Source organism: Undibacterium sp. CY21W (genome assembly GCF_014284265.1).
Lineage (GTDB): Bacteria > Pseudomonadota > Gammaproteobacteria > Burkholderiales > Burkholderiaceae_D > Undibacterium > Undibacterium aquatile.
On record NZ_JACOGE010000004.1, the window covers coordinates 323,247 to 345,023 of the forward strand.

22 protein-coding genes are annotated in these 21,777 nt (G+C 50.7%); all 22 read left to right on the forward strand.

Annotated features, from left to right (window positions below; translation table 11 throughout):
• Positions 1-154: 154 nt before the first annotated feature.
• The 22 genes from H8K29_RS11800 to H8K29_RS11905 all read left to right on the forward strand — a co-directional run bounded on the left by H8K29_RS11800 (position 155) and on the right by H8K29_RS11905 (position 21,736).
• Positions 155-4,843, forward strand: a complete 4,689-nt coding sequence (locus tag H8K29_RS11800; RefSeq protein ID WP_186897748.1) for a glutamate synthase-related protein — start codon at positions 155-157, stop codon at positions 4,841-4,843.
• A 90-nt stretch (positions 4,844-4,933) separates the two neighbouring features.
• Complete coding sequence (locus tag H8K29_RS11805) at positions 4,934-6,397, forward strand: glutamate synthase subunit beta (RefSeq protein WP_186897749.1); 1,464 nt, start codon at positions 4,934-4,936, stop codon at positions 6,395-6,397.
• Positions 6,398-6,682: 285 nt separating this feature from the next.
• Positions 6,683-7,486 (forward strand): ABC transporter ATP-binding protein, encoded by an 804-nt coding sequence (locus H8K29_RS11810; protein ID WP_186884499.1) that lies wholly within the window; start codon positions 6,683-6,685, stop codon positions 7,484-7,486.
• Positions 7,483-8,253, forward strand: coding sequence for a lipid asymmetry maintenance ABC transporter permease subunit MlaE (gene mlaE / locus H8K29_RS11815; protein ID WP_222610808.1), 771 nt, complete (start codon positions 7,483-7,485; stop codon positions 8,251-8,253). The genes H8K29_RS11810 and mlaE overlap by 4 nt, the downstream gene beginning before the upstream one ends.
• Before the next feature lie 132 nt (positions 8,254-8,385).
• Positions 8,386-8,862 carry an outer membrane lipid asymmetry maintenance protein MlaD gene (gene mlaD, locus H8K29_RS11820; RefSeq protein WP_186884500.1) on the forward strand — a complete coding sequence of 159 codons (477 nt, stop codon included), beginning with the start codon at positions 8,386-8,388 and terminating at the stop codon, positions 8,860-8,862.
• On the forward strand, positions 8,859-9,629 hold the full coding sequence (locus H8K29_RS11825) for a VacJ family lipoprotein (protein WP_370527177.1): 771 nt from the start codon (positions 8,859-8,861) through the stop codon (positions 9,627-9,629). The genes mlaD and H8K29_RS11825 overlap by 4 nt, the downstream gene beginning before the upstream one ends.
• Positions 9,630-9,738: 109 nt before the next feature.
• Complete coding sequence (locus H8K29_RS11830) at positions 9,739-10,392, forward strand: phospholipid-binding protein MlaC (RefSeq protein WP_186897750.1); 654 nt, start codon at positions 9,739-9,741, stop codon at positions 10,390-10,392.
• A 16-nt stretch (positions 10,393-10,408) separates the two neighbouring features.
• Positions 10,409-10,687, forward strand: a complete 279-nt coding sequence (locus tag H8K29_RS11835) for a lipid asymmetry maintenance protein MlaB (RefSeq protein ID WP_370527183.1) — start codon at positions 10,409-10,411, stop codon at positions 10,685-10,687.
• Positions 10,688-10,836: 149 nt separating this feature from the next.
• Positions 10,837-11,757 (forward strand): ABC transporter ATP-binding protein, encoded by a 921-nt coding sequence (locus tag H8K29_RS11840; protein WP_186897751.1) that lies wholly within the window; start codon positions 10,837-10,839, stop codon positions 11,755-11,757.
• Positions 11,758-11,762: 5 nt separating this feature from the next.
• Positions 11,763-12,518, forward strand: coding sequence for an ABC transporter permease (locus H8K29_RS11845; RefSeq protein WP_186884613.1), 756 nt, complete (start codon positions 11,763-11,765; stop codon positions 12,516-12,518).
• A gap of 60 nt (positions 12,519-12,578) precedes the next feature.
• Positions 12,579-12,815 (forward strand): BolA family protein, encoded by a 237-nt coding sequence (locus tag H8K29_RS11850; protein WP_186884504.1) that lies wholly within the window; start codon positions 12,579-12,581, stop codon positions 12,813-12,815.
• Positions 12,815-14,065 (forward strand): UDP-N-acetylglucosamine 1-carboxyvinyltransferase, encoded by a 1,251-nt coding sequence (murA, locus tag H8K29_RS11855; RefSeq protein WP_186897752.1) that lies wholly within the window; start codon positions 12,815-12,817, stop codon positions 14,063-14,065. Before H8K29_RS11850 ends, murA begins: the two co-directional genes overlap by 1 nt.
• A complete protein-coding gene (gene hisG, locus H8K29_RS11860) occupies positions 14,065-14,718 on the forward strand; it encodes an ATP phosphoribosyltransferase (RefSeq protein WP_186897753.1) in 654 nt (217 codons plus the stop codon). Before murA ends, hisG begins: the two co-directional genes overlap by 1 nt.
• A gap of 15 nt (positions 14,719-14,733) precedes the next feature.
• Positions 14,734-16,056: a histidinol dehydrogenase gene (gene hisD, locus H8K29_RS11865; protein WP_370527178.1), complete on the forward strand. Its 1,323-nt coding sequence runs from the start codon at positions 14,734-14,736 to the stop codon at positions 16,054-16,056.
• Positions 16,057-16,077: 21 nt separating this feature from the next.
• On the forward strand, positions 16,078-16,842 hold the full coding sequence (locus tag H8K29_RS11870; protein ID WP_186897755.1) for a site-specific DNA-methyltransferase: 765 nt from the start codon (positions 16,078-16,080) through the stop codon (positions 16,840-16,842).
• 102 nt (positions 16,843-16,944) lie between these two features.
• Positions 16,945-18,024: a histidinol-phosphate transaminase gene (gene hisC, locus H8K29_RS11875; RefSeq protein WP_186897834.1), complete on the forward strand. Its 1,080-nt coding sequence runs from the start codon at positions 16,945-16,947 to the stop codon at positions 18,022-18,024.
• Positions 18,021-18,638 carry an imidazoleglycerol-phosphate dehydratase HisB gene (gene hisB, locus H8K29_RS11880; RefSeq protein WP_186897756.1) on the forward strand — a complete coding sequence of 206 codons (618 nt, stop codon included), beginning with the start codon at positions 18,021-18,023 and terminating at the stop codon, positions 18,636-18,638. Before hisC ends, hisB begins: the two co-directional genes overlap by 4 nt.
• A gap of 45 nt (positions 18,639-18,683) precedes the next feature.
• On the forward strand, positions 18,684-19,322 hold the full coding sequence (hisH, locus tag H8K29_RS11885; RefSeq protein ID WP_186897757.1) for an imidazole glycerol phosphate synthase subunit HisH: 639 nt from the start codon (positions 18,684-18,686) through the stop codon (positions 19,320-19,322).
• 116 nt (positions 19,323-19,438) lie between these two features.
• Positions 19,439-20,233, forward strand: coding sequence for a 1-(5-phosphoribosyl)-5-[(5-phosphoribosylamino)methylideneamino]imidazole-4-carboxamide isomerase (gene hisA, locus H8K29_RS11890; protein WP_186897758.1), 795 nt, complete (start codon positions 19,439-19,441; stop codon positions 20,231-20,233).
• The gene (gene hisF, locus H8K29_RS11895; protein WP_186884512.1) at positions 20,230-20,994 is read left to right on the forward strand and encodes an imidazole glycerol phosphate synthase subunit HisF; all 765 of its coding nucleotides are present in this window, start codon (positions 20,230-20,232) and stop codon (positions 20,992-20,994) included. The genes hisA and hisF overlap by 4 nt, the downstream gene beginning before the upstream one ends.
• Positions 20,991-21,392 (forward strand): phosphoribosyl-AMP cyclohydrolase, encoded by a 402-nt coding sequence (gene hisI / locus H8K29_RS11900; protein WP_186884513.1) that lies wholly within the window; start codon positions 20,991-20,993, stop codon positions 21,390-21,392. The genes hisF and hisI overlap by 4 nt, the downstream gene beginning before the upstream one ends.
• The gene (locus H8K29_RS11905; protein ID WP_186884514.1) at positions 21,389-21,736 is read left to right on the forward strand and encodes a phosphoribosyl-ATP diphosphatase; all 348 of its coding nucleotides are present in this window, start codon (positions 21,389-21,391) and stop codon (positions 21,734-21,736) included. The genes hisI and H8K29_RS11905 overlap by 4 nt, the downstream gene beginning before the upstream one ends.
• The last annotated feature ends 41 nt before the right edge of the window (positions 21,737-21,777 follow it).

Consider the following 21,777-nt stretch of genomic DNA (forward strand, 5'->3'; position numbering starts at 1 on the left):
AAAGTTCGAATTAAATAACTCTGACCCTATTAAAAAATAGGGTAATTTAATTCTTATTTTATTCGTCTCTGACCCTAATTATTTAGATTGAACTTTCTTTTGCGCTGCACTATTCTCATCACCAGACTTTCAATTTTTCCATCTGGAGATCGCTATGCATGCCCAAGGTTTATACGACCCATCCAATGAACATGATGCCTGTGGCGTCGGTTTTATTGCACACATTAAAGGCAAGAAAAATCACGCTATCGTCGAACAGGGTTTGCTGATCCTGAAAAATCTCGATCACCGCGGTGCTGTCGGTGCCGATCCTTTGATGGGCGATGGTGCCGGTATCCTGATTCAGATTCCTGACCAGTATTATCGTGAAGAGATGGCAAAGCAGAACATCCAGTTGCCGCCGCCAGGTGAGTATGGTGTTGGTATGATCTTTTTGCCAAAAGAGCATGCGTCCCGTCTGGCCTGTGAGCAGGAAATCGAGCGCGCAGTCCGAGCAGAAGGCCAGGTTGTTCTGGGCTGGCGCGATGTTCCGGTAGATCGCGAGATGCCGATGTCGCCAACAGTGCGTGACAAAGAGCCTGTGATTCGCCAGATATTCATCGGACGTGGCGCGGACATCATGGTGACTGATGCGCTCGAGCGTAAGCTGTACGTGATCCGTAAATCTGCCGTACATGCGATTGAAGCATTACATTTGCTGCATGGTAAAGAATATTTTGTACCGTCGATGTCGGCACGTACGATAGTGTACAAAGGTCTGTTGTTGGCAGATCAGGTTGGCGTTTATTACAAAGATTTGCAAGATGAGCGCTGTGTTTCTGCGCTGGCTCTGGTGCATCAACGGTTTTCTACCAACACTTTCCCGGAATGGCCACTGGCTCACCCATACCGCATGATTGCGCACAATGGCGAAATCAATACCGTCAAAGGTAACTTCAACTGGATGCGTGCGCGTGAAGGTGTAATGAAATCTGCGGTACTGGGCGATGATTTGCAAAAGCTCTACCCGTTGATTTTCGAAGGTCAATCCGATACCGCGAGCTTTGATAACGCGCTTGAATTGCTGGTCATGGCAGGGTATCCGATCGCGCAGGCAATGATGATGATGATTCCTGAAGCATGGGAAAATCACACTCTGATGGACGACAATCGCCGCGCATTCTACGAATACCACGCTGCGATGATGGAACCATGGGATGGCCCTGCCGCGATGGCGTTTACTGATGGCCGTCAGATTGGCGGTACGCTGGATCGTAATGGTCTGCGTCCTGCGCGTTATATCGTGACTGACGATGATCTGGTGGTGATGGCGTCGGAATCCGGCGTATTGCCTATTCCTGAATCAAAAATTATTCAGAAGTGGCGTTTGCAGCCAGGAAAAATGTTCCTGATCGATCTGGAAGCGGGTCGCATTATCGACGACAAAGAAATCAAAGATACCTACGCCAACGCGAAACCCTATAAGCAGTGGATACAATCTGTCCGCATTAAACTCAGCAGCCTGAATGCTGAGCTGGACGTCGCGCCGGAAGCGGCAACTTTGCTGGATCGCCAGCAAGCCTTTGGTTATACACAGGAAGATATTAAGTTCCTCATGGCACCGATGGCGACCAATGGTGAAGAGGCAATCGGTTCTATGGGGAACGATTCCTCATTGGCCGTGATGTCGAACAAGCTCAAGCCGCTCTATAACTATTTCAAACAGTTGTTTGCTCAGGTAACGAATCCGCCGATTGATCCTATCCGCGAAGCAATGGTGATGTCGCTGGTATCGTTTATCGGGCCGAAGCCTAATTTACTCGATACGAATAACATCAATCCTCCGATGCGTTTAGAAGTTTCGCAGCCGGTATTGGATTTCGCAGATATCGCCAAATTGCGCAACATCAGCGCAAATACCGGTGGTAAGTTCAAATCGTATGAACTGGATATCTGCTACCCGATCGCCTGGGGGAAAGATGGTATTGAAGCGCGTCTCGCTTCCATCTGCGCAGAAGTGGTCGATGCGGTGAAATCCGGTCATAACATCATGATCATCACCGACCGCAAAATGAACGCTGATTTCGTGGCGATTCCAGCATTGCTGGCAACTTCTACCGTTCATCAGCACTTGGTCAGCAAGGGCTTGCGTACGACGACCGGTCTGGTCGTTGAAACCGGCTCGGCACGCGAAACACACCACTTTGCGCTGCTTGCTGGATATGGTGCAGAAGCGGTACATCCGTATCTGGCGATGCAGACGCTGGCAGATATGGCGAAAGATTTCTCCGGCGATTTATCGGCAGAAAAAGCCATTTACAACTACACCAAAGCGATTGGTAAGGGTTTGATGAAAGTGATGTCCAAAATGGGCATCTCTACCTATATGTCTTACTGCGGTGCGCAGATTTTTGAAGCCATCGGTCTGAATAAATCTCTGGTGGATAAATACTTCAAAGGCACAGCGTCCAATGTAGAAGGCATCGGTGTTTTTGAAGTGGCAGAAGAAGCACTGCGCCTGCATAAACTGGCGTTTGGCAAAGATCCGGTATTAGCCAATGCACTCGATGCCGGTGGTGAATATGCGTACCGTGTCCGTGGTGAAGACCATATGTGGACGCCGGATGCGATTGCAAAACTGCAGCACTCGACCCGCGCGAATAACTACAATTCGTACAAAGAGTACGCGCAGATCATCAATGATCAGTCGAAACGCCACATGACTTTACGTGGCCTGTTCGAATTCAAAATAGACCCATCCAAAGCGATTCCTGTGGAGCAGGTCGAGCCAGCAAAAGAAATCGTTAAACGTTTTGCGACTGGGGCGATGTCTCTTGGTTCCATCAGCACCGAGGCGCATGCAACATTGGCGGTGGCGATGAACCGCATCGGCGGCAAATCAAATACCGGCGAGGGCGGTGAAGACCCGGCGCGTTATCAGCAAGAGCTCAAAGGAATACCTATCAAGCAGGGTGCAACACTCGCTTCGGTGATTGGTAAAGAACAGATAGAAGTGGATATCCCTTTGCAGGATGGCGACTCCCTGCGCTCCCGTATTAAACAGGTCGCATCCGGTCGTTTTGGTGTGACTGCGGAATACCTGACATCGGCTGATCAGATACAGATCAAGATGGCGCAAGGTGCGAAGCCGGGTGAAGGCGGGCAGTTACCTGGTCATAAAGTATCTGAGTACATTGCGAAATTGCGCTTCTCAGTACCAGGCGTGGGCTTGATTTCTCCGCCTCCGCACCATGATATTTACTCGATTGAAGATCTGGCGCAGTTGATTCATGACCTGAAAAACGTCAATCCGCATGCATCGATTTCCGTCAAGCTGGTATCTGAAGTGGGTGTCGGTACGATTGCCGCTGGTGTGTCGAAAGCCAAGGCAGATCATCTGGTGATCGCAGGTCACGATGGTGGTACCGGCGCTTCACCGTTGTCATCGATCAAACATGCTGGCACACCGTGGGAACTCGGCTTGTCCGAAACCCAGCAAACGCTGGTACTCAACGGCTTGCGTGGACGTGTTCGCGTACAGGCAGACGGTCAGATGAAAACCGGGCGTGACGTTGCAATAGCTGCGATGCTGGGTGCAGACGAAATCGGATTCGCAACTGCGCCGCTGGTTGTGGAAGGTTGCATCATGATGCGTAAGTGTCACCTGAATACCTGCCCGGTCGGCGTCGCAACACAAGATCCGGTACTGCGGGCGAAATTCTCAGGTAAGCCTGAATATGTCGTGAACTATTTCTTCTTTGTTGCGGAAGAATTACGTCAGATCATGGCGCAACTGGGTGTGCGTACTTACGATGAGCTGATCGGGCGGGTTGACCTGTTGGATAAATCCAAAGCCGTATCGCACTGGAAAGCCAAAGGTCTGGACTTCAGCCGTATCTTCCATCAGCCAGAACTGGCCGATGGAGCAGCAGTCCGTCATGTTGATGTGCAGGATCATGGCCTCGAAAAAGCACTTGATAACAAACTGATTGCGCAAGCAAAACATGCGCTGGAAACTGGTGAGAAAGTTTCCTTCATTTCTCCGGTGAAAAATCTGAATCGTACTGTCGGTGCGATGCTGTCCGGTGAAGTGGCGAAGAAATATGGTCACACTGGCTTGCCTGACGACACCATCCATATTCAGTTGCAAGGAACGGCAGGACAATCTGCCGGCGCATTCCTCGCGCATGGTGTGACGCTTGATCTGGTCGGTGAAGGCAATGACTATGTCGGTAAAGGTTTATCCGGTGGTCGCATCATCATTCGTCCGAATACCGAGTTCCGTGGCTGGGCCGTCGATAACATCATTTGCGGCAACACCGTGTTGTACGGTGCGATCTCTGGTGAGGCGTTTATTAATGGCGTCGCTGGTGAACGTTTCGCTGTACGTAATTCAGGCGCAGTTACTGTGGTGGAAGGAACTGGCGATCATGGTTGCGAATACATGACTGGCGGTACGGTTGTCGTGTTGGGCAATACTGGACGTAACTTTGCTGCCGGTATGTCTGGTGGTATTGCGTATGTTTATGACCCGGAAGGGACGTTTGAAAGTAAATGCAATATGTCTATGGTGACCCTGGAACCTGTGCTGGCAGGCGATATTCAGGCGACTTCAATCGATAAATCGATCTGGCACAGTATGTTGCGTGGCGGTGAAGGTGATACCGATGAGGCGATTTTGCGTCAGCTGATTGAGCGTCATTTCAAACACACCGGCAGTACCCGCGCCCGTAACTTGCTGGATAACTGGGCAAGCAGCCGCGCTAAGTTCGTCAAAGTATTCCCGACCGAGTACAAACGTGCGCTGGCTGAAATGTACGCTGCCAGAAACGCTGCCAATGAAAAAGACAAAGTCGTTGCATAGTTGAGATGAGGTGCCCCTTGCCGGGGTACCTGCTCCTGTGCGATTCACGATAGATAGGGCAACAGCCCGCAACGATATTGAGGTTAAAAAATGGGTAAAGTCACCGGCTTCATGGAATATCAGCGCTTGCAGGAAGCAAGCGAAGCGCCACAATCACGTAAAAAACACTACAAAGAGTTTTTAGTCCATCTGGGCGATGCCCAGGCAAAGACGCAAGCGGCGCGCTGCATGGATTGCGGCATTCCGTTTTGTAATAACGGTTGCCCTGTGAATAACATCATCCCTGACTGGAATGATCTGGTGTATCACGGAAATTATCAGCAAGCTCTGGAAGTACTGCATTCAACCAATAATTTCCCGGAATTTACCGGACGCATCTGCCCGGCACCTTGCGAATCCGCGTGTACTTTGGGTATCAATAATGATGCCGTTGGTATCAAATCGATTGAGCATTTCATCATCGATAAAGGCTGGGAAAATAACTGGGTAGTGCCGCAGATTTCCAGCGTTAAAACCGGTAAGAAAATTGCGGTTGTCGGCTCTGGTCCTGCCGGGCTGGCGGCCGCACAACAACTCGCACGTGTCGGGCACGATGTCACCGTGTTTGAAAAAAATGACCGTGTCGGTGGCTTATTGCGCTACGGTATTCCTGACTTCAAAATGGAAAAATCCCATATTGATCGTCGTGTCGAGCAAATGAAAGCGGAAGGCGTTACTTTCCGTACCGGCGTCTTCGTCGGTAAAGATTTTCCTGCCACAGTGACTAACTGGTCGAAAGAAACGATGTCACCGGAACAGCTGCAAAAAGATTTCGATGCGGTGATTATTGCCGGTGGTGCAGAAACTCCGCGTGATCTGCCAGTACCAGGGCGTGAACTCAAAGGAGTGCATTTTGCAATGGACTTTTTGCCCGTGCAAAACAAGGTCAATGCCGGTGATAAAGTGAAAGATCAGATTCTGGCGACCGGTAAGCATGTGGTTGTCATCGGTGGTGGTGACACTGGTTCAGATTGCGTCGGGACCTCGAATCGTCATGGCGCCAAATCTGTGACGCAATTTGAATTAATGCCACAACCGCCGGAGCAGGAAAATAAACCTCTGGTGTGGCCATACTGGCCAACGAAGTTGCGTACATCATCTTCTCACGAAGAGGGTTGCGAGCGTGACTGGGCGGTTGCGACCAAGCGTCTTGAAGGCAAAGGCGGCAAAGTTGAAAAACTGATCGCCTGTCGCGTTGAATGGAAAGACGGCAAAATGCAGGAAGTGGCCGATTCCGAGTTTGAAATGAAAGCCGATCTGGTGTTGCTGGCAATGGGCTTTGTCTCACCAGTGCAGCAGGTACTGGACGCGTTTGGTGTTGATAAAGATGCGCGCGGCAATGCTAAGGCGACCACCGAGGGGGACGCTTGCTACAAAACCAATGTACCTAAAGTGTATGCTGCAGGCGATATGCGTCGCGGACAGTCATTAGTGGTCTGGGCTATTCGCGAAGGGCGTCAATGTGCGCGCGAAGTAGATGCGTTTCTGATGGGCGAGTCCGTCCTTCCACGCTGATAAAAACGACTGATTTCTCTTGAAAAAGGAGAAATCAGTCAGTTTTTTTGATGAATCCAGTCAAATTTTTAAAATTAATGACTTCAAATTCATTAATTTTTGTCTTAATTTATTCTCGATTTTGAATTAAATATCGATTTAAATTTTATTTCGGAATTTAATTCAAAAATTGTTTTCTATTTCAAATAATAATTAATTTGTTATTTTTTTGCTTATACTTGCCGATACAACTTCATTTCCAGTTCTGCATTACAATCTAGCCTTTGCAAAACTTAATCCCTCGTTGTGTCAAATCTCGTTGAAATTCGCGATGTTCATTTCGGATATGGAGAACGGACAATTTTATCCGGACTTCATATGGACTTCCCGCGCGGTAAAGTGATTGCCGTTATGGGGGGCTCCGGCTCCGGTAAAACCACTATCCTGCGTTTGATAGGCGGACAAATTCGTCCGCAGCGTGGCAGTGTCAGCGTCAATGGTCAGCACGTGCAGGATCTTGCCAGTGACGATTTATATGCGATGCGGCGCAAAATGGGTATGTTGTTTCAGCACGGCGCATTATTCACCGATCTGAGCGTTTTTGATAATGTTGCTTTTCCTATGCGCGAGCATACGGATTTGAGCGAAGCGATGATACGCGACCTGGTGATGCTCAAACTCGAAGCAGTAGGATTAAGAAATGCTGCATATCTGATGCCGGCAGAAATTTCCGGCGGTATGGCGCGCCGGGTTGCGCTTGCGCGGGCGGTTGCTCTGGATCCGCAGCTAATGATGTACGACGAGCCGTTTGCTGGGCTTGATCCGATTTCTATGGGCGTGGCTGCAAATCTGATCCGGAACTTGAATGATGCCTTGGGGTCTACATCAATACTGGTCTCACACGATGTTCACGAGTCGTTTGCGATTGCAGACTACATTTACTTCCTGTCACAGGGAAAAATCGTGGCTGATGGCACGCCTGAGCAGATGATGGCATCGGAAGATCCGTATGTCAGACAGTTTGTACATGCCCAGGCGGATGGTCCCGTACCTTTCCATTATCCCGGCAAAACTTTGCTGGATGATCTGGGTCTGAAAGGGGCATTATGATCATTGAATCTGTCGGTAAGTGGACGCGCGGAATGTCCAGTGATCTGGGGTATGCCACGCGCAGCTTTTTCTCAATTTTGTTCAGCGGCTTTGGTTTGTGGCGGCGGCCGCGCCTGATTACCGATCAGATTCATTTCATCGGTAATTATTCGCTGGTCATTATTGCAGTATCCGGTTTGTTTGTTGGATTTGTACTGGGTTATCAGGGCTATTACACCTTGAACCGCTTCGGCTCAGGTGAGTCACTTGGTTTGTTGGTGACAATTTCTCTGGTGCGTGAGCTTGGTCCGGTCGTCGCTGCCTTGTTATTTGCTGGTCGGGCCGGTACTTCTCTGACAGCAGAAATTGGTCTGATGAAGGCGGGTGAGCAACTGGCTGCGATGGAAATGATGGCAGTTAATCCGATACAACGGGTATTAGCGCCACGTTTTATCGCTGGTTTGATTTCCTTGCCGATTCTGACTGCCATTTTCAATGCCATGGGTGTGATTGGCGGATATATCGTTGGCGTCCAGTTGATCGGCGTGGATAACGGCGCGTTCTGGTCGCAGATGCAGGCCGGTGTGGAAATCGGTCAGGATATCGGTAACGGTGTATTGAAAAGCATCGTCTTTGGTTTTGCTGTGACGTTTGTGGCTTTATTTCAGGGCTATGAAGCGCAGCCAACACCGGAAGGGGTGGCCAGAGCAACAACGCGTACCGTTGTGATTTCCTCTTTGCTGGTGTTGTGGCTGGATTTCCTGATGACAGCCTGGATGTTCCAATAAACGTGGCCTTGCACATACTCCGGGGGAGTATGTTGATCTGTGCGGCGGAAGTCTTTTTAAATAAACGGCAAATTAAGAATAAATGCAGATACTCCCTGATATACGGGAGTTTGAAATAGGTAAGGATTGATGATGCAAAAAAAATCTCTGGACTTCTGGGTTGGACTTTTTGTTTTACTTGGTGCTGCCGCTTTACTATTTCTGGCATTGAAAGCTGGCAATATGAGTTCGCTTTCACTAGAGAAAACGTATGAAGTGGTAACGCGTTTTGACAATATCGGCGGATTGAAACCACGCGCAGCAGTAAAAAGTGCGGGTGTCGTCGTTGGACGGGTTTCGGAAGTCAGATTTGACGATAAAACCTTTCAGGCAACGGTGATACTGCAATTAGAAACACGCTATAAGTTTCCGAAGGATACATCTGCCAAGATTCTGACGGCAGGATTATTGGGTGAGCAATATATTGGCCTGGAAGCCGGTGGTGACACCGCGAATCTGGTTGCCGGTGACAGGATAAAAATGACGCAGTCGGCGGTCGTTCTGGAAAATCTGATCAGTCAGTTTCTTTTCAGTAAGGCCGCAGACAGCAATGCGGAAGAGAAAAAATGAAAAATACATTCAAGCAGCTAAACGCGCGCTTTTGCGCCGTACTGGTACTGGGCATGACTGTGTTGCTGACAGGTTGTAGCACCGTCTCAGTCGATAAAATCAAAGACAAAGCAGACCGTACGCTGGACGTGATCAGTACCAAAACCAATATCGGTAAAAATCCACGCGATCCTCTTGAGGGGTTTAATCGCGCAATGTTCAATTTCAATGATTCGCTGGATCAGGCGGTATTGAAACCGGTCGCGCAAACGTATCGCGATGTGACGCCATCGTTTGTTCAGACCGGTGTCGGTAACTTTTTCAGCAATATCGGCGATGTCTGGAATGCGGTCAACAATCTGTTGCAAGGCAAAGTTGCTGAAGGTAGCTCCGACGTAATGCGTTTTGCGTTTAACTCAACATTTGGTCTGGCTGGTTTACTTGATATCGCTTCGCCGGCAGGATTGCCTAAACACCGCGAAGATTTCGGTCAGACGCTGGGTCGCTGGGGTGTCCGTTCCGGGCCTTATCTGGTTTTGCCACTATTGGGTTCGTCTACCGTACGTGATGCGTTGGCAACGCCGGTCGATATGAAAGGTAATTTGTGGTCGTATAAAGAGCCTGTCTATGTTCGCAATATCGGTACTGCTGTGCGTCTGGTGGATGCCCGTGCATCGGTGCTGGATGCCGGTTCGCTGATAGAAGAAGCAGCTCTGGATAAATATGTGTTTATCCGTGATGCATATTTGCAGCGTCGCGCCAGTCAGATCGCTCCGGACGAGGATTAATTCCCGCAGGGATTTGTAAAACAATATAACAACAGTCAACCCATCAACACCCCGATGAGTTAACTGGCGACACAGACGTCGCAATCAGATGGATATGAAGGATAAAGAAATGAAAACAATCATGACCCGATTTTTATTAACGATGTTTGCCACTCTGGCATTTGCCAACACCGGTTTTGCCGCAGCTGCTGCTCAGGAAGCGCCTGATCAGTTGGTCAAACGCATCAGTCTTGAAATTATTGATCTGGCGAAAGCGGACAAAGAAATTCAGGCCGGCAATCAAAAGCGTGTTTATGACCTGGTCGACAGCAAAATTTTGCCTTACATCGATTTTCAGCGCATGACTTCGCTGGCAGCAGGTAAAAGCTGGAGAGATGCGACACCGGAACAGCAAAAGCAACTGATTAACGAATTCCGTACTTTGTTGGTATTTACTTACTCTGGTGCTATCGCTCAGATTAAAGACCAACGCGTTGAATTTAAACCGCTTCGTGGAGTAACACCGGAAGATACGGAAGTCGAAGTCCGTTCGCAGATTATTCAGACCCGTGGCGAGCCTATCCAGTTAAATTACCGTCTTGAAAAATTGCCAGCAGGCTGGAAAATCTATGACATCAACGTACTGGGTGCATGGCTGGTCGAAACATATAAAGGCAGTTTTTCTGCTGAAATCAGCAAGTCTGGCATTGATGGTCTGATCAAAACTTTGACTGAAAAAAATAAAAAGCTCGCATCTGCACCAATCAAAGCGGCATCCAAATAAGTCTGACAAAGGATTTATTGTGTACAAACTAGCAGGCGAACTTTCTCAGAAGAATGCCCGTACCGCGCTGGCAGAAGGGAATGCTGCCATATCGCAGGGACAGTCCGACTTCGACTTGTCTGGTCTGGAGCGGATAGATTCTGCCGCCGTTGCCGTTATGATTGAATGGCAGCGACAGGCGCTGGCAAAAAAACAAACTCTGCAATTTCATGCGTTGCCAGCCAGCCTGATCAGTCTGATCAGGCTTTACGGTCTGAGTGAGCAGTTTATTACCCCATCCTCCGAGCGACATTGACGCTCACCCCGGGAATGCGTCGGTTTCCTGCACGCAGTTTCAGCCTCCACGCTGAAAATCCCCTATAATCAAGGGTTCGCCCAGCGGGTGAACCCTTAGATTTTCTCCGTATCCGATTTCTCTTACGCACGTAAGTGCAAGCATGCCAGATGGCCGCCATACAAATTAGTAATATTCAAAAACGCTACCAGTCTTTGCAAGCTCTGGGCGGCGTATCGCTTTCTATCGAAGAAGGCGAATTTTTCGGCCTGCTCGGCCCAAATGGTGCGGGTAAAACGACATTGATTTCTATCATCGCTGGCTTGAACCGCGCCGATGCCGGTCACGTTACAGTGCAAGGACATGACGTTGTCAGCGACTACAGGAATGCGCGCAGGAATCTGGGCGTCGTACCGCAAGAATTAGTTTTTGATCCATTTTTTACTGTACGCGAAACCTTGCGTATGCAGTCCGGTTATTTCGGCCTCAGAAACAACGATAAATGGATAGACGAGGTTATGGAAAACCTTGATCTGACCAATAAGGCCGATACCAATATGCGCGCTTTGTCGGGTGGCATGAAGCGTCGCGTGCTGGTTGCGCAGGCGCTTGTGCACAAGCCGCCCGTGATCGTGCTTGACGAGCCAACTGCAGGCGTTGACGTTGAATTGCGTCAGACTTTGTGGCAATTCATTGCGCGTCTGAACCGCGAAGGTCACACCATCGTGCTGACCACACATTATCTCGAAGAAGCGCAGGCTCTTTGTAATCGTATTGCAATGCTGAAATTGGGGAAGGTTGTTGCCCTCGATAGCACTGCCGCGCTGATTAAGCGTATCTCAGGATCGCAATTGCGGGTAACTCTGGCCGCATCCGGTAATACGACTTTACCTGTAACGTTACGCGACAAGATTATCAGCCATGAAACCCTGGCCGATCCACGTCAGTTTGCTTTACGTGTCACCGACTATGGTCAGGTTGAAGGAATCTTAGGTGAGCTCCGCATGGGTGGATGTGTGATTGAGGATATGCAATTGTTGCAAGCCGATCTGGAAGATGTCTTCCTGCAAATTATGGAGGGCAAGCAATGAGTAATATGACCGGTTTTAACACCCTTTTTTACAAAGAAGTACTGCGCTTCTGGAAAGTCGCGACGCAAACGATCACAGCACCTATCATGACCGCGTTGTTGTATTTGCTGATTTTTGGACATGTGCTGGATGCTCATGTGCAGGTGTATCCGGGTGTGCGTTACACCGCGTTTCTGGTGCCAGGATTGGTGATGATGAGTGTGTTGCAAAATGCTTTTGCGAATTCATCGTCGTCACTGATACAGTCGAAAATTACCGGCAATCTGGTGTTTGTACTGTTGCCGCCTTTATCGCACTGGGAGCTTTTCGGTGGTTATGTACTGGCGGCGATATTACGTGGTGTCACAGTCGGTGCGGGTGTGTTTATTGTGACGGTGTGGTTCACTGACCTGCATTTTGAAGCGCCAGGGTGGATTGCTCTGTTTGCGTTGCTGGGCGCGGCGATGCTGGGAACGATGGGACTGATCGCCGGCATCTGGGCAGAAAAATTCGATCAGCTTGCTGCATTCCAGAATTTTTTAATCATGCCGGCGACGTTTTTATCCGGCGTGTTTTATTCGATACATTCTTTGCCGCCGTTCTGGCAAACCGTGTCGCACTTTAATCCATTCTTTTACATGATCGATGGATTCCGGTTTGGCTTCTTCGGTAAATCAGACGTGGCACCGTTGTATAGTTTAGCGATTGTTTCTGTTTTCTTTGTTTTACTGTCAGCGATTGCGGTGCAGATGCTGAAGCGTGGTTATAAGTTGCGTGATTGATTGATGCCAGGTATCAGTCCTTCAGCGTGTTACTAATTGAGTTTGAAAGAGATATACGCCGTGTTTCCTACCCCTGAACAAATTAAAAACTACATTGCTGCTGGTCTTGAATGCAGCCATCTGGAAGTTGAAGGTGATGGTCAGCACTTTAATGCCGTCATCGTTTCCACCGCATTCGCTGGCAAACGTCCGATACAACGTCACCAGATCGTCTATGCGGTTCTGGGCGACCGTATGCGTGAAGAAATTCATGCTTTGTCGATGAAAACACTGACACCTGAAGAGTACCAGGCATAATGGATAAGTTACTGATTACCGGCGGTCACCGCCTGAACGGAGACATCGTTATCTCCGGAGCAAAAAATGCCGCGTTACCGATTCTGTGCGCAGGTTTGCTGAGTGCCGATGATGTCGTGCTGAGCAATGTTCCATCGCTGCAGGATGTCAACACCATGCTGAAATTGCTGCGTCAGATGGGTTTGCGCGTCACGCAGGAAAATGGCGTCACCACGCTCAATGGGCAGGGTATTGATAAACTCGAAGCACCTTACGACATGGTGAAAACCATGCGTGCCTCGATACTGGTACTCGGCCCTTTACTGGCGCGTTTCGGTGAAGCGAAAGTCTCATTGCCGGGCGGCTGTGCGATTGGCTCGCGTCCGGTGGATCAGCATATCAAAGGCTTGCGTGCGATGGGTGCCGAGATCACGATCGAGGCCGGTTATATCCATGCCAAAGCCAAGCGCCTCAAAGGTGCGCGTATCGTGACCGATATGATTACGGTCACTGGCACCGAAAATCTGTTGATGGCCGCGACGCTGGCGGAAGGCGAGACTGTGCTGGAAAACGCCGCGCGTGAACCGGAAGTGACCGATCTGGCGAATCTGCTGGTGGCAATGGGAGCGAAGATCGAAGGCATAGGCACTGATAGACTGGTGATACAGGGTTGCGATAGTTTGCATGGCGCTGCCCATACTGTGATCGCGGATCGCATTGAAACCGCGACTTTCCTGTGTGCAGTGGCGGCAACCGGTGGCGATATCACCTTGAAAAATACCCGCAGCGATATTCTTGATGTGGCACTCGATAAGTTGCGTGAAGCTGGCGTCGTTCTGACGACCGGCCCGGACTGGATACGTGCGCAAATGAGTAGCCGTCCGAAGGCAGTCAGTTTCCGCACCACCGAATACCCGGGTTTCCCTACCGATATGCAGGCGCAATTCATGGCGCTCGATTGTGTTGCGTCTGGTAGTAGCCGCGTCACAGAAACGATATTTGAAAATCGTTTCATGCATGTGCAGGAAATGAATCGTCTTGGCGCAAAAATTGAAATCGATGGACATACAGCGATCATCAATGGCGTCGATAAACTGGTCGGTGCACCAGTCATGGCAACCGATTTACGCGCTTCAGCTTCTCTGGTGATTGCCGGCATGGCAGCGGAAGGCGAAACACTGATAGACCGGATTTATCACCTCGATCGTGGTTACGACCGCATGGAAGTGAAATTGTCAGCGGTCGGCGCACAAATACAAAGGCTCAAGTAATGACTGCACAACTCACTCTGGCTTTATCCAAAGGGCGGATTTTTGAAGAAACTCTGCCTTTGCTGGAAGCCGCCGGTATTCGCGTGACCGAAGATCCGGAAAAATCCCGTAAGCTGATTCTGGCAACGAATGATCCGGGTGTGCGCGTGATCATTGTTCGTGCTTCCGATGTGCCGACGTATGTGCAGTATGGCGCCGCTGATTTCGGCGTTGCCGGTAAAGACGTGTTGCACGAACATGGTGGCGAAGGTTTGTATCAGCCTATCGATCTGAACATTGCAAAATGCCGCATGTCGGTGGCAGTCTCGACCGGATTTGATTATCAGAGCGCTGTACATCAGGGCGCTCGTCTGCGCGTGGCTACCAAGTACACCGAAACTGCACGCGAGCATTTTGCCAGCAAAGGTGTGCACGTCGATCTGATCAAGCTGTATGGTTCTATGGAGCTCGCGCCGCTGGTTGGTCTGTCGGATGCGATTGTCGATCTGGTTAGCACCGGCAGCACTCTGCGCGCGAATAATCTGGTTGAAGTCGAACACATCATGGATATTTCCTCGCGTCTGGTGGTGAATCAGGCAGCATTGAAATTGAAGCGTGAACGTTTGCAACCGATACTTGAAGCTTTCGAGCGCGCCACCAGTTTAAAAGCATAATTAAAGAGAATGAGCATGGCATCCCCCGCATCCCTGATTACCCGGCTGGACTCAACTGAGGCAGATTTTTCCGCAAAGCTCTCTGCCTTGCTGGCTTTTGAAGCGAGTGAAGATGAAGCGATTGATCGTGCTGCCGCACAAATTTTAGCCAGCGTGAAAGCGCAAGGTGACCGTGCTGTGCTGGACGCGACCAATCGTTTTGACCGCCTCAGTGCGGACAGTGTGGCGGCGCTGGAATTGTCGCAACAAGAGATGCAGGATGCGCTGAATTCACTCAGTGCCGAACGTCGCCATGCGCTGAAAACTGCAGCACAGCGAGTGCGTGCGTATCACGAAATACAAAAGAAAGAATGCGGCTCCGAAGGCTTCAGCTATACCGAAGCAGACGGCACTGTGCTTGGTCAGAAGGTCACGCCACTCGATCGCGTCGGCATCTATGTGCCAGGCGGTAAGGCGGCTTACCCTTCCTCGGTATTGATGAATGCGATTCCAGCCAAGGTTGCCGGTGTGCAGGAAATCATCATGGTGGTGCCGACTCCGGATGGCGTGAAGAATCCGCTGGTGTTGGCGGCGGCGGCGATTGCTGGTGTCGATAGAGTCTTCACCATCGGCGGTGCGCAGGCAGTCGGTGCGCTGGCGTATGGCACCGCGACGATTCCGCAAGTCGATAAGATAGTCGGGCCAGGTAACGCCTATGTCGCGGCGGCAAAACGCCGCGTGTTTGGTACGGTCGGTATCGACATGATCGCTGGTCCATCAGAAATTCTGGTGTTGTGCGATGGCACGACGAATCCGGATTGGGTTGCGATGGATTTATTTTCGCAGGCAGAACATGATGAGCTCGCGCAGTCGATTTTATTGTGCCCCGATGCAGCGTATATCGAAGCGGTGCTGGCCAGCATCGCCCGTTTGCTGCCAGAGATGCCGCGCCACGAAGTAATCCGCACGTCGCTGGCGAATCGCGGTGCGCTGATTAAAGTGCGCGACATGGACGAAGCCTGTGCGATTGCGAATAGCATCGCCGCAGAACATCTGGAAATTTCGGCTGAACAGCCGCAGCAATGGGCGGACAAAATCCGCCACGCCGGTGCGATGTTCCTCGGTCGTTATTCGTCGGAAGCCTTGGGCGATTATTGCGCGGGCCCGAATCATGTGTTGCCGACTTCCCGCACCGCGCGTTTCTCGTCGCCGCTGGGTGTGTATGATTTCCAGAAACGCTCATCCATGATCCATGTCAGTGAGTTAGGTGCGCAGACACTGGGCAAAGTGGCTGCCGAGCTCGCTTATGGCGAAGGCTTGCAAGCCCATGCGCGTAGTGCCGAATTCCGCCTGAAGTGACTTTCGACATGAATTCCTAGCATGGCAGCCGATTGGCGGAATCAGATATTTTGCGAGGACGCGCTGCAAGGGCTGGCGCGTCTGCCCGATGCCAGCGTTGATTTGTTGCTGGCCGATCCGCCGTATGGCCTGGGCAAGGATTACGGCAACGACTCCGACAAAATGGAAGCCGCCGCCTACCTTGACTGGATGACGGCGTGGGTCGATCTGGCCTTACCCAAGCTCAAGGTGAATGGAAGTCTGTATATTTTTCTGACCTGGCGTTACTCGCCGGAAGTGTTCGTGATGCTGAAACAGCGCATGAGCATGATGAATGAAATCATTTGGGACCGGCGTGTGCCTTCGATGGGCGGAACGGTACGTAAATATTCTTCTGTGCATGACACCATCGGTTTTTTTGTCAAAGCGCGGGATTATTATTTTGATCTGGATGCGATCCGCATTCCGTATGATGCGGCGACCAAAAAAGCGCGCAGCCGTAAGATTTTTGAAGGCGCCAAATGGCTGGAGCTGGGCTTTAATCCCAAAGATGTGTGGAGTGTTTCGCGTCTGCATCGTGAACACGCCGAGCGTGAAGAGCACCCGACACAAAAGCCCTTAGAAATTATCGAACGCATGATCAAGGCATCCTGCCCACCCGGCGGCGTCGTCCTTGATCCATTTATGGGCAGCGGTACCACCGCTGTCGCCGCACAACGTTGCGGGCGCGATTTCGTTGGTTTTGAACTGAATCCTGATTATTGCGAGATGATACAAAAACGCCTCGCTCAGGCGCATCCCGTATAACTCTCCGGCGTGCAGTTTTGGGGGAGTATATGAACAACGTCTCGTACAACCTAATTAAATAGCGGATGTTTTGGTGTTAATCGAACATACTGCCTGGAGTATATAGTGAGTATCACGGATATTATCCGCCCTGAAATCAGCAGTTTAGCGGCTTACCATGTGCCCGATGCGGCAGGTTTGCTGAAACTCGATGCGATGGAAAATCCTTATCTGTTGCCAGCGGAAATGCAGCAGGCGCTGGCGCAGCATCTGGCGCAGGTGGCGCTGAATCGCTATCCGGTGCCATCGTATTCCAGCCTGAAGCAGTTGATTGCCGACAAGCTGGGCGTGCCCGCTGATCGCGAGATCGTGCTCGGCAATGGTTCCGACGAGCTGATCGCCATGATCTCGGTGGCATGCGCCAAACCGGGCGCGAAAGTGCTGGCGCCGGTGCCCGGATTTGTGATGTATGCGATGTCAGCGAAATTTGCCAGTCTGGAATTCATCGGTGTGCCGCTGCAGGCAGATCTGACGCTCGATACAGCCGCAATGCTGGCCGCCATCCGCACACATCGCCCGGCGATCACTTATCTTGCGTATCCGAATAATCCTACCGGCACTTTGTATGATGCCGACGATATCGTTGCCATTACGCATGCCGTTGGCGACAGCGGCGTGGTGGTGGTGGATGAAGCGTATCAGCCTTTTGCGCCGTCGAGTTTCATGCCGCGTCTGACGGAATTCAATAATCTGGTGGTCATGCGCACGGTGTCAAAACTAGGTCTGGCAGGCATCCGTCTTGGTTATATGGCTGGCAATAACGCACTGATGCATGAGTTTGAAAAGGTGCGCCCGCCATACAATATCAATGTCTTGACGCAGGCGGCGGCAGAATTTGTCTTGCAGCGGGTCGAAGTGCTGGATGCGCAGGCAGCCGAATTACGCGCGCAGCGTAGCCAATTGGCAATGGCATTAAGTGCCTTGCCCGGCGTGCAGGTTTTCCCCTCCGCTGCGAATTTCCTGCTGATCCGTGTGGCGAATGCTGAACAAGTCTTTGCTAAATTGTTGGATCACAAAATTTTAGTCAAAAATGTAGGTAAAATGCACTCTCTGCTTGAGAACTGTCTGCGCATCACCGTCAGCACTCAGGAAGAAAATGCTCTTTTTATGGCTGCGCTTGCAGCATCTCTGACATCAAAATGAATAAGCCAACGCAAAATGAATATCAGCCGCGCATTGCGGCGGTATCCCGCAATACCAATGAAACGCAAATCCGCGTCGCGATCAACCTCGATGGCACCGGTCAGCAAAAGCTCAATACCGGCGTGCCGTTTCTGGATCACATGCTCGATCAGATTGCCCGTCACGGATTGATCGATCTTGAGATAGAAGCGGTCGGCGATCTGCACATCGATGCGCACCATACCGTCGAAGATGTCGGTATTACGCTGGGTCAGGCATTTGCGCAGGCGGTCGGCGACAAAAAAGGCATCCGTCGCTATGGCCATGCTTACGTGCCACTGGATGAAGCATTGTCACGCGTGGTGGTCGATTTTTCCGGTCGTCCCGGGCTGGAATATCACATTCCGTTCACCCGTGCGATGATAGGTCAGTTTGACGTTGATCTGACGCGTGAGTTTTTTCAGGGTTTCGTGAATCACGCATTGGTTACGCTGCATATCGATAATTTGCGTGGCGATAATTCGCATCATCAATGCGAAACCGTGTTCAAGGCGTTTGGCCGTGCATTACGGATGGCCATCGAGCTGGACCCGCGTGCCGCCGGTATGATTCCGTCGACCAAAGGTTGTCTTTAATATTGTCAGTCGTATCCCGATCCCGGCGACAGTCGGGCGATCATTATGAATAAAATTGTTGTTGTTGATTACGGTATGGGAAATTTGCGCTCAGTAGCGCAAGCCCTGCGTGCCGTTGCACCTGAAGCGAATGTACTGATTTCGGGCGAGGTGGCCGATATTCAGAGTGCTGACCGTATTGTGTTGCCAGGGCAGGGCGCGATGCCCGACTGCATGAGTAGTCTGCGTGATTCCGGTGTGCAGGAAGCTGTACTCAATGCCAGCCGTAACAAACCCTTGTTCGGCGTGTGTGTTGGCGAACAAATGTTGTTTGACCTGAGTGAAGAAGGCAATACGCCTGGTCTGGGACTATTGCCGGGCAAGGTTGTACGCTTTGATCTGGATGGTCAGCTGCAAGGTGATGGTTCGCGTTTTAAAGTGCCGCAGATGGGCTGGAATCGTGTGCAGCAATCCCGCCCTCACGCTTTGTGGCAAGATATACCTGATCAGGAATATTTTTATTTTGTGCACAGCTATTATGCACAGCCTGACAATGCGGAGCATATTGTGGGTATGACGGATTATGGTCAGTTTTTCGCCTGTGCCGTTGCCCGCGATAATATTTTTGCGACGCAATTTCACCCTGAAAAGAGTGCGCATGCTGGTTTGCAGTTGTATAAGAACTTTGTCCACTGGAATCCTTGAGTCACTGTTTGGGCAAGATTTTGTTGCTGCGCCGGATAGTCTGATTTTCTGTTGTACTTTCGTTTCTTTTTTGTCCCTTTTTTGTCTGATACCGACACCTTAATTTCTTTTACATCATGTTGCTCATCCCTGCTATCGACCTGAAAGATGGTCACTGTGTACGCCTGAAACAAGGTGATATGGAACAAGCCACCGTGTTCTCCGAAGACCCGGCTGAAACTGCCCGTCACTGGCTGAAACAAGGAGCGCGTCGGCTGCATCTGGTCGATCTGAATGGGGCTTTTGCCGGTAAGCCAAAAAATGAAGGCGCGGTGAAATCCATTCTGAAAGCGGTGCGTGAATATGCCGAAGAAACCGGCACTGAGGAGATCCCGGTTCAGCTCGGCGGCGGTATCCGTGACCTCGATACCATCGAACGCTATCTTGATGGCGGCCTGTCTTACATCATCATCGGCACGGCAGCGGTGCGTAACCCCGGCTTCCTGGCGGATGCCTGCAGCGCATTTCCCGGTCAGATTATCGTTGGCATTGACGCTAAAGACGGTAAGGTGGCAACCGATGGCTGGAGTAAATTATCCGGTCACGAAGTGATTGATCTGGCGAAAAAATTTGAAGATTACGGCGTGGAATCCATTATCTATACCGACATCGGTCGTGATGGCATGATGGGCGGCGTCAATATTGAAGCGACAGTCAGACTGGCGCAGGCGGTCAGCATTCCGGTCATTGCTTCCGGCGGCGTACATAATCTCGCCGACGTGGAAGCCTTGTGTGCGGTACAGGACGAAGGTATTGAGGGCGTCATTTGTGGCCGCTCTATTTACGAAGGCACGCTGGATCTCGCCTCGGCACAGGATCGCGCTGACGAACTCAGTGGTGAGCCGCTTTTGGATGAAGAAGACGCTGAATGACATTAGCTAAACGCATTATTCCTTGTCTGGATGTGACCGCAGGTCGCGTCGTCAAAGGAATTAATTTTCAAGAGTTGCGCGATGCCGGTGATCCGGTGGAGATCGCCCGTCGTTACGATGCGCAGGGTGCCGATGAAATTACTTTCCTCGATATCACCGCATCATCTGATGGGCGTGATCTGATACTGCCGATTATCGAAGCCGTGGCATCTCAGGTATTCATTCCTTTGACGGTTGGCGGCGGCGTGCGTACTGTTGCCGATGTGCGACGCTTGCTGAATGCGGGTGCCGACAAGGTTGGCATCAATACGTCTGCGGTGACCAATCCGCAATTGGTGGCAGATGCTGCGCATAAATACGGCTCGCAATGTATCGTGGTCGCGATTGATGCAAAGAATGTCGCACCGGGAAAATGGGAAGTGTTCACCCACGGCGGCCGCAATGCGACTGGCTTGGATGCGGTAGAGTGGGCGCAAAATATGGCGCGTCTTGGTGCCGGTGAAATTCTTCTGACCAGCATGGATAAAGATGGTACCCGTTCCGGTTTTGATCTCGGCCTGACCCGTGCTGTATCTGACGCGGTGTCCATTCCGGTAATCGCTTCTGGTGGTGTCGGTGGTTTGCAGGATCTTGCTGACGGTATCAAAGTCGGTGGTGCAGATGCGGTATTGGCCGCCAGCATTTTCCATTACGGCCATCACACGGTCGGAGAAGCGAAGCAATTCATGGCAGCGCAAAATATTCCTATGAGGTTGGTATGAGTGCCGCGACGTGGTTAAACAAAGTGAAGTGGGATGATCAGGGGTTGGTACCCGTGATCGCACAAGAGGCGAGTAGTAACGACGTGTTGATGTTCGCCTGGATGAACCGCGATGCGTTAAGCAAAACAGTTGAGATCGGCGAAGCCGTTTACTGGAGCCGTTCACGTAAAAAGTTATGGCATAAGGGCGAGGAGTCCGGTCATGTGCAGAAAGTAAAAGAAATCCGTCTCGATTGTGATCAGGACGTGGTGCTGATTAAAGTTGAGCAGGCAGACAGCATTGCCTGTCACACTGGGCGTCATTCTTGTTTTTTTCAGAAATTTGAAGGCAGCCTGAATGAAGGTGATTGGCAGGCAGTGGATCCGGTATTGAAAGACCCTGAGAGTATTTATAAATGAGTACACAAGTACAAGTGCTGGAACGTTTGGCAGAGATTATTGAAAGTCGCAAACTGGCCAATGGCGGCGACCCTGATAAATCTTATGTCGCGCGTTTGTTTTCCAAAGGCGACGATGCGATTTTGAAAAAAATCGGCGAAGAAGCAACCGAAACTGTGATGGCCGCAAAAGATGCGCGTGTCTCAGGTGATGCCAGCAAAGTGTTATACGAATGTGCTGACTTATGGTTTCATTCGCTTGTCATGTTGGCCCAGTATGATTTGCGCCCTCAGCAAGTATTAGATGAGCTGGCAAGGCGCGAGGGCATCTCCGGTATCGAAGAAAAGGCAGCACGTCAGGAGTAAGGCGTGCGGCTTTGGTTCTGAGAATTACTTCCCTTGTTTAA

Excerpts from the sequence above, each read along its gene's own strand:
- H8K29_RS11800 (WP_186897748.1), top strand. The coding sequence starts at position 155 with ATGCATGCCCAAGGTTTATACGACCCATCCAATGAACATGATGCCTGT.
- H8K29_RS11805 (WP_186897749.1), top strand. The coding sequence starts at position 4,934 with ATGGGTAAAGTCACCGGCTTCATGGAATATCAGCGCTTGCAGGAAGCA.
- mlaE (WP_222610808.1), top strand. The coding sequence starts at position 7,483 with ATGATCATTGAATCTGTCGGTAAGTGGACGCGCGGAATGTCCAGTGAT.
- mlaD (WP_186884500.1), top strand. The coding sequence starts at position 8,386 with ATGCAAAAAAAATCTCTGGACTTCTGGGTTGGACTTTTTGTTTTACTT.
- H8K29_RS11825 (WP_370527177.1), top strand. The coding sequence starts at position 8,859 with ATGAAAAATACATTCAAGCAGCTAAACGCGCGCTTTTGCGCCGTACTG.
- H8K29_RS11830 (WP_186897750.1), top strand. The coding sequence starts at position 9,739 with ATGAAAACAATCATGACCCGATTTTTATTAACGATGTTTGCCACTCTG.
- H8K29_RS11840 (WP_186897751.1), top strand. The coding sequence starts at position 10,837 with ATGGCCGCCATACAAATTAGTAATATTCAAAAACGCTACCAGTCTTTG.
- H8K29_RS11845 (WP_186884613.1), top strand. The coding sequence starts at position 11,763 with ATGACCGGTTTTAACACCCTTTTTTACAAAGAAGTACTGCGCTTCTGG.
- murA (WP_186897752.1), top strand. The coding sequence starts at position 12,815 with ATGGATAAGTTACTGATTACCGGCGGTCACCGCCTGAACGGAGACATC.
- hisG (WP_186897753.1), top strand. The coding sequence starts at position 14,065 with ATGACTGCACAACTCACTCTGGCTTTATCCAAAGGGCGGATTTTTGAA.
- hisD (WP_370527178.1), top strand. The coding sequence starts at position 14,734 with ATGGCATCCCCCGCATCCCTGATTACCCGGCTGGACTCAACTGAGGCA.
- H8K29_RS11870 (WP_186897755.1), top strand. The coding sequence starts at position 16,078 with ATGGCAGCCGATTGGCGGAATCAGATATTTTGCGAGGACGCGCTGCAA.
- hisB (WP_186897756.1), top strand. The coding sequence starts at position 18,021 with ATGAATAAGCCAACGCAAAATGAATATCAGCCGCGCATTGCGGCGGTA.
- hisH (WP_186897757.1), top strand. The coding sequence starts at position 18,684 with ATGAATAAAATTGTTGTTGTTGATTACGGTATGGGAAATTTGCGCTCA.
- hisA (WP_186897758.1), top strand. The coding sequence starts at position 19,439 with ATGTTGCTCATCCCTGCTATCGACCTGAAAGATGGTCACTGTGTACGC.
- hisF (WP_186884512.1), top strand. The coding sequence starts at position 20,230 with ATGACATTAGCTAAACGCATTATTCCTTGTCTGGATGTGACCGCAGGT.
- hisI (WP_186884513.1), top strand. The coding sequence starts at position 20,991 with ATGAGTGCCGCGACGTGGTTAAACAAAGTGAAGTGGGATGATCAGGGG.
- H8K29_RS11905 (WP_186884514.1), top strand. The coding sequence starts at position 21,389 with ATGAGTACACAAGTACAAGTGCTGGAACGTTTGGCAGAGATTATTGAA.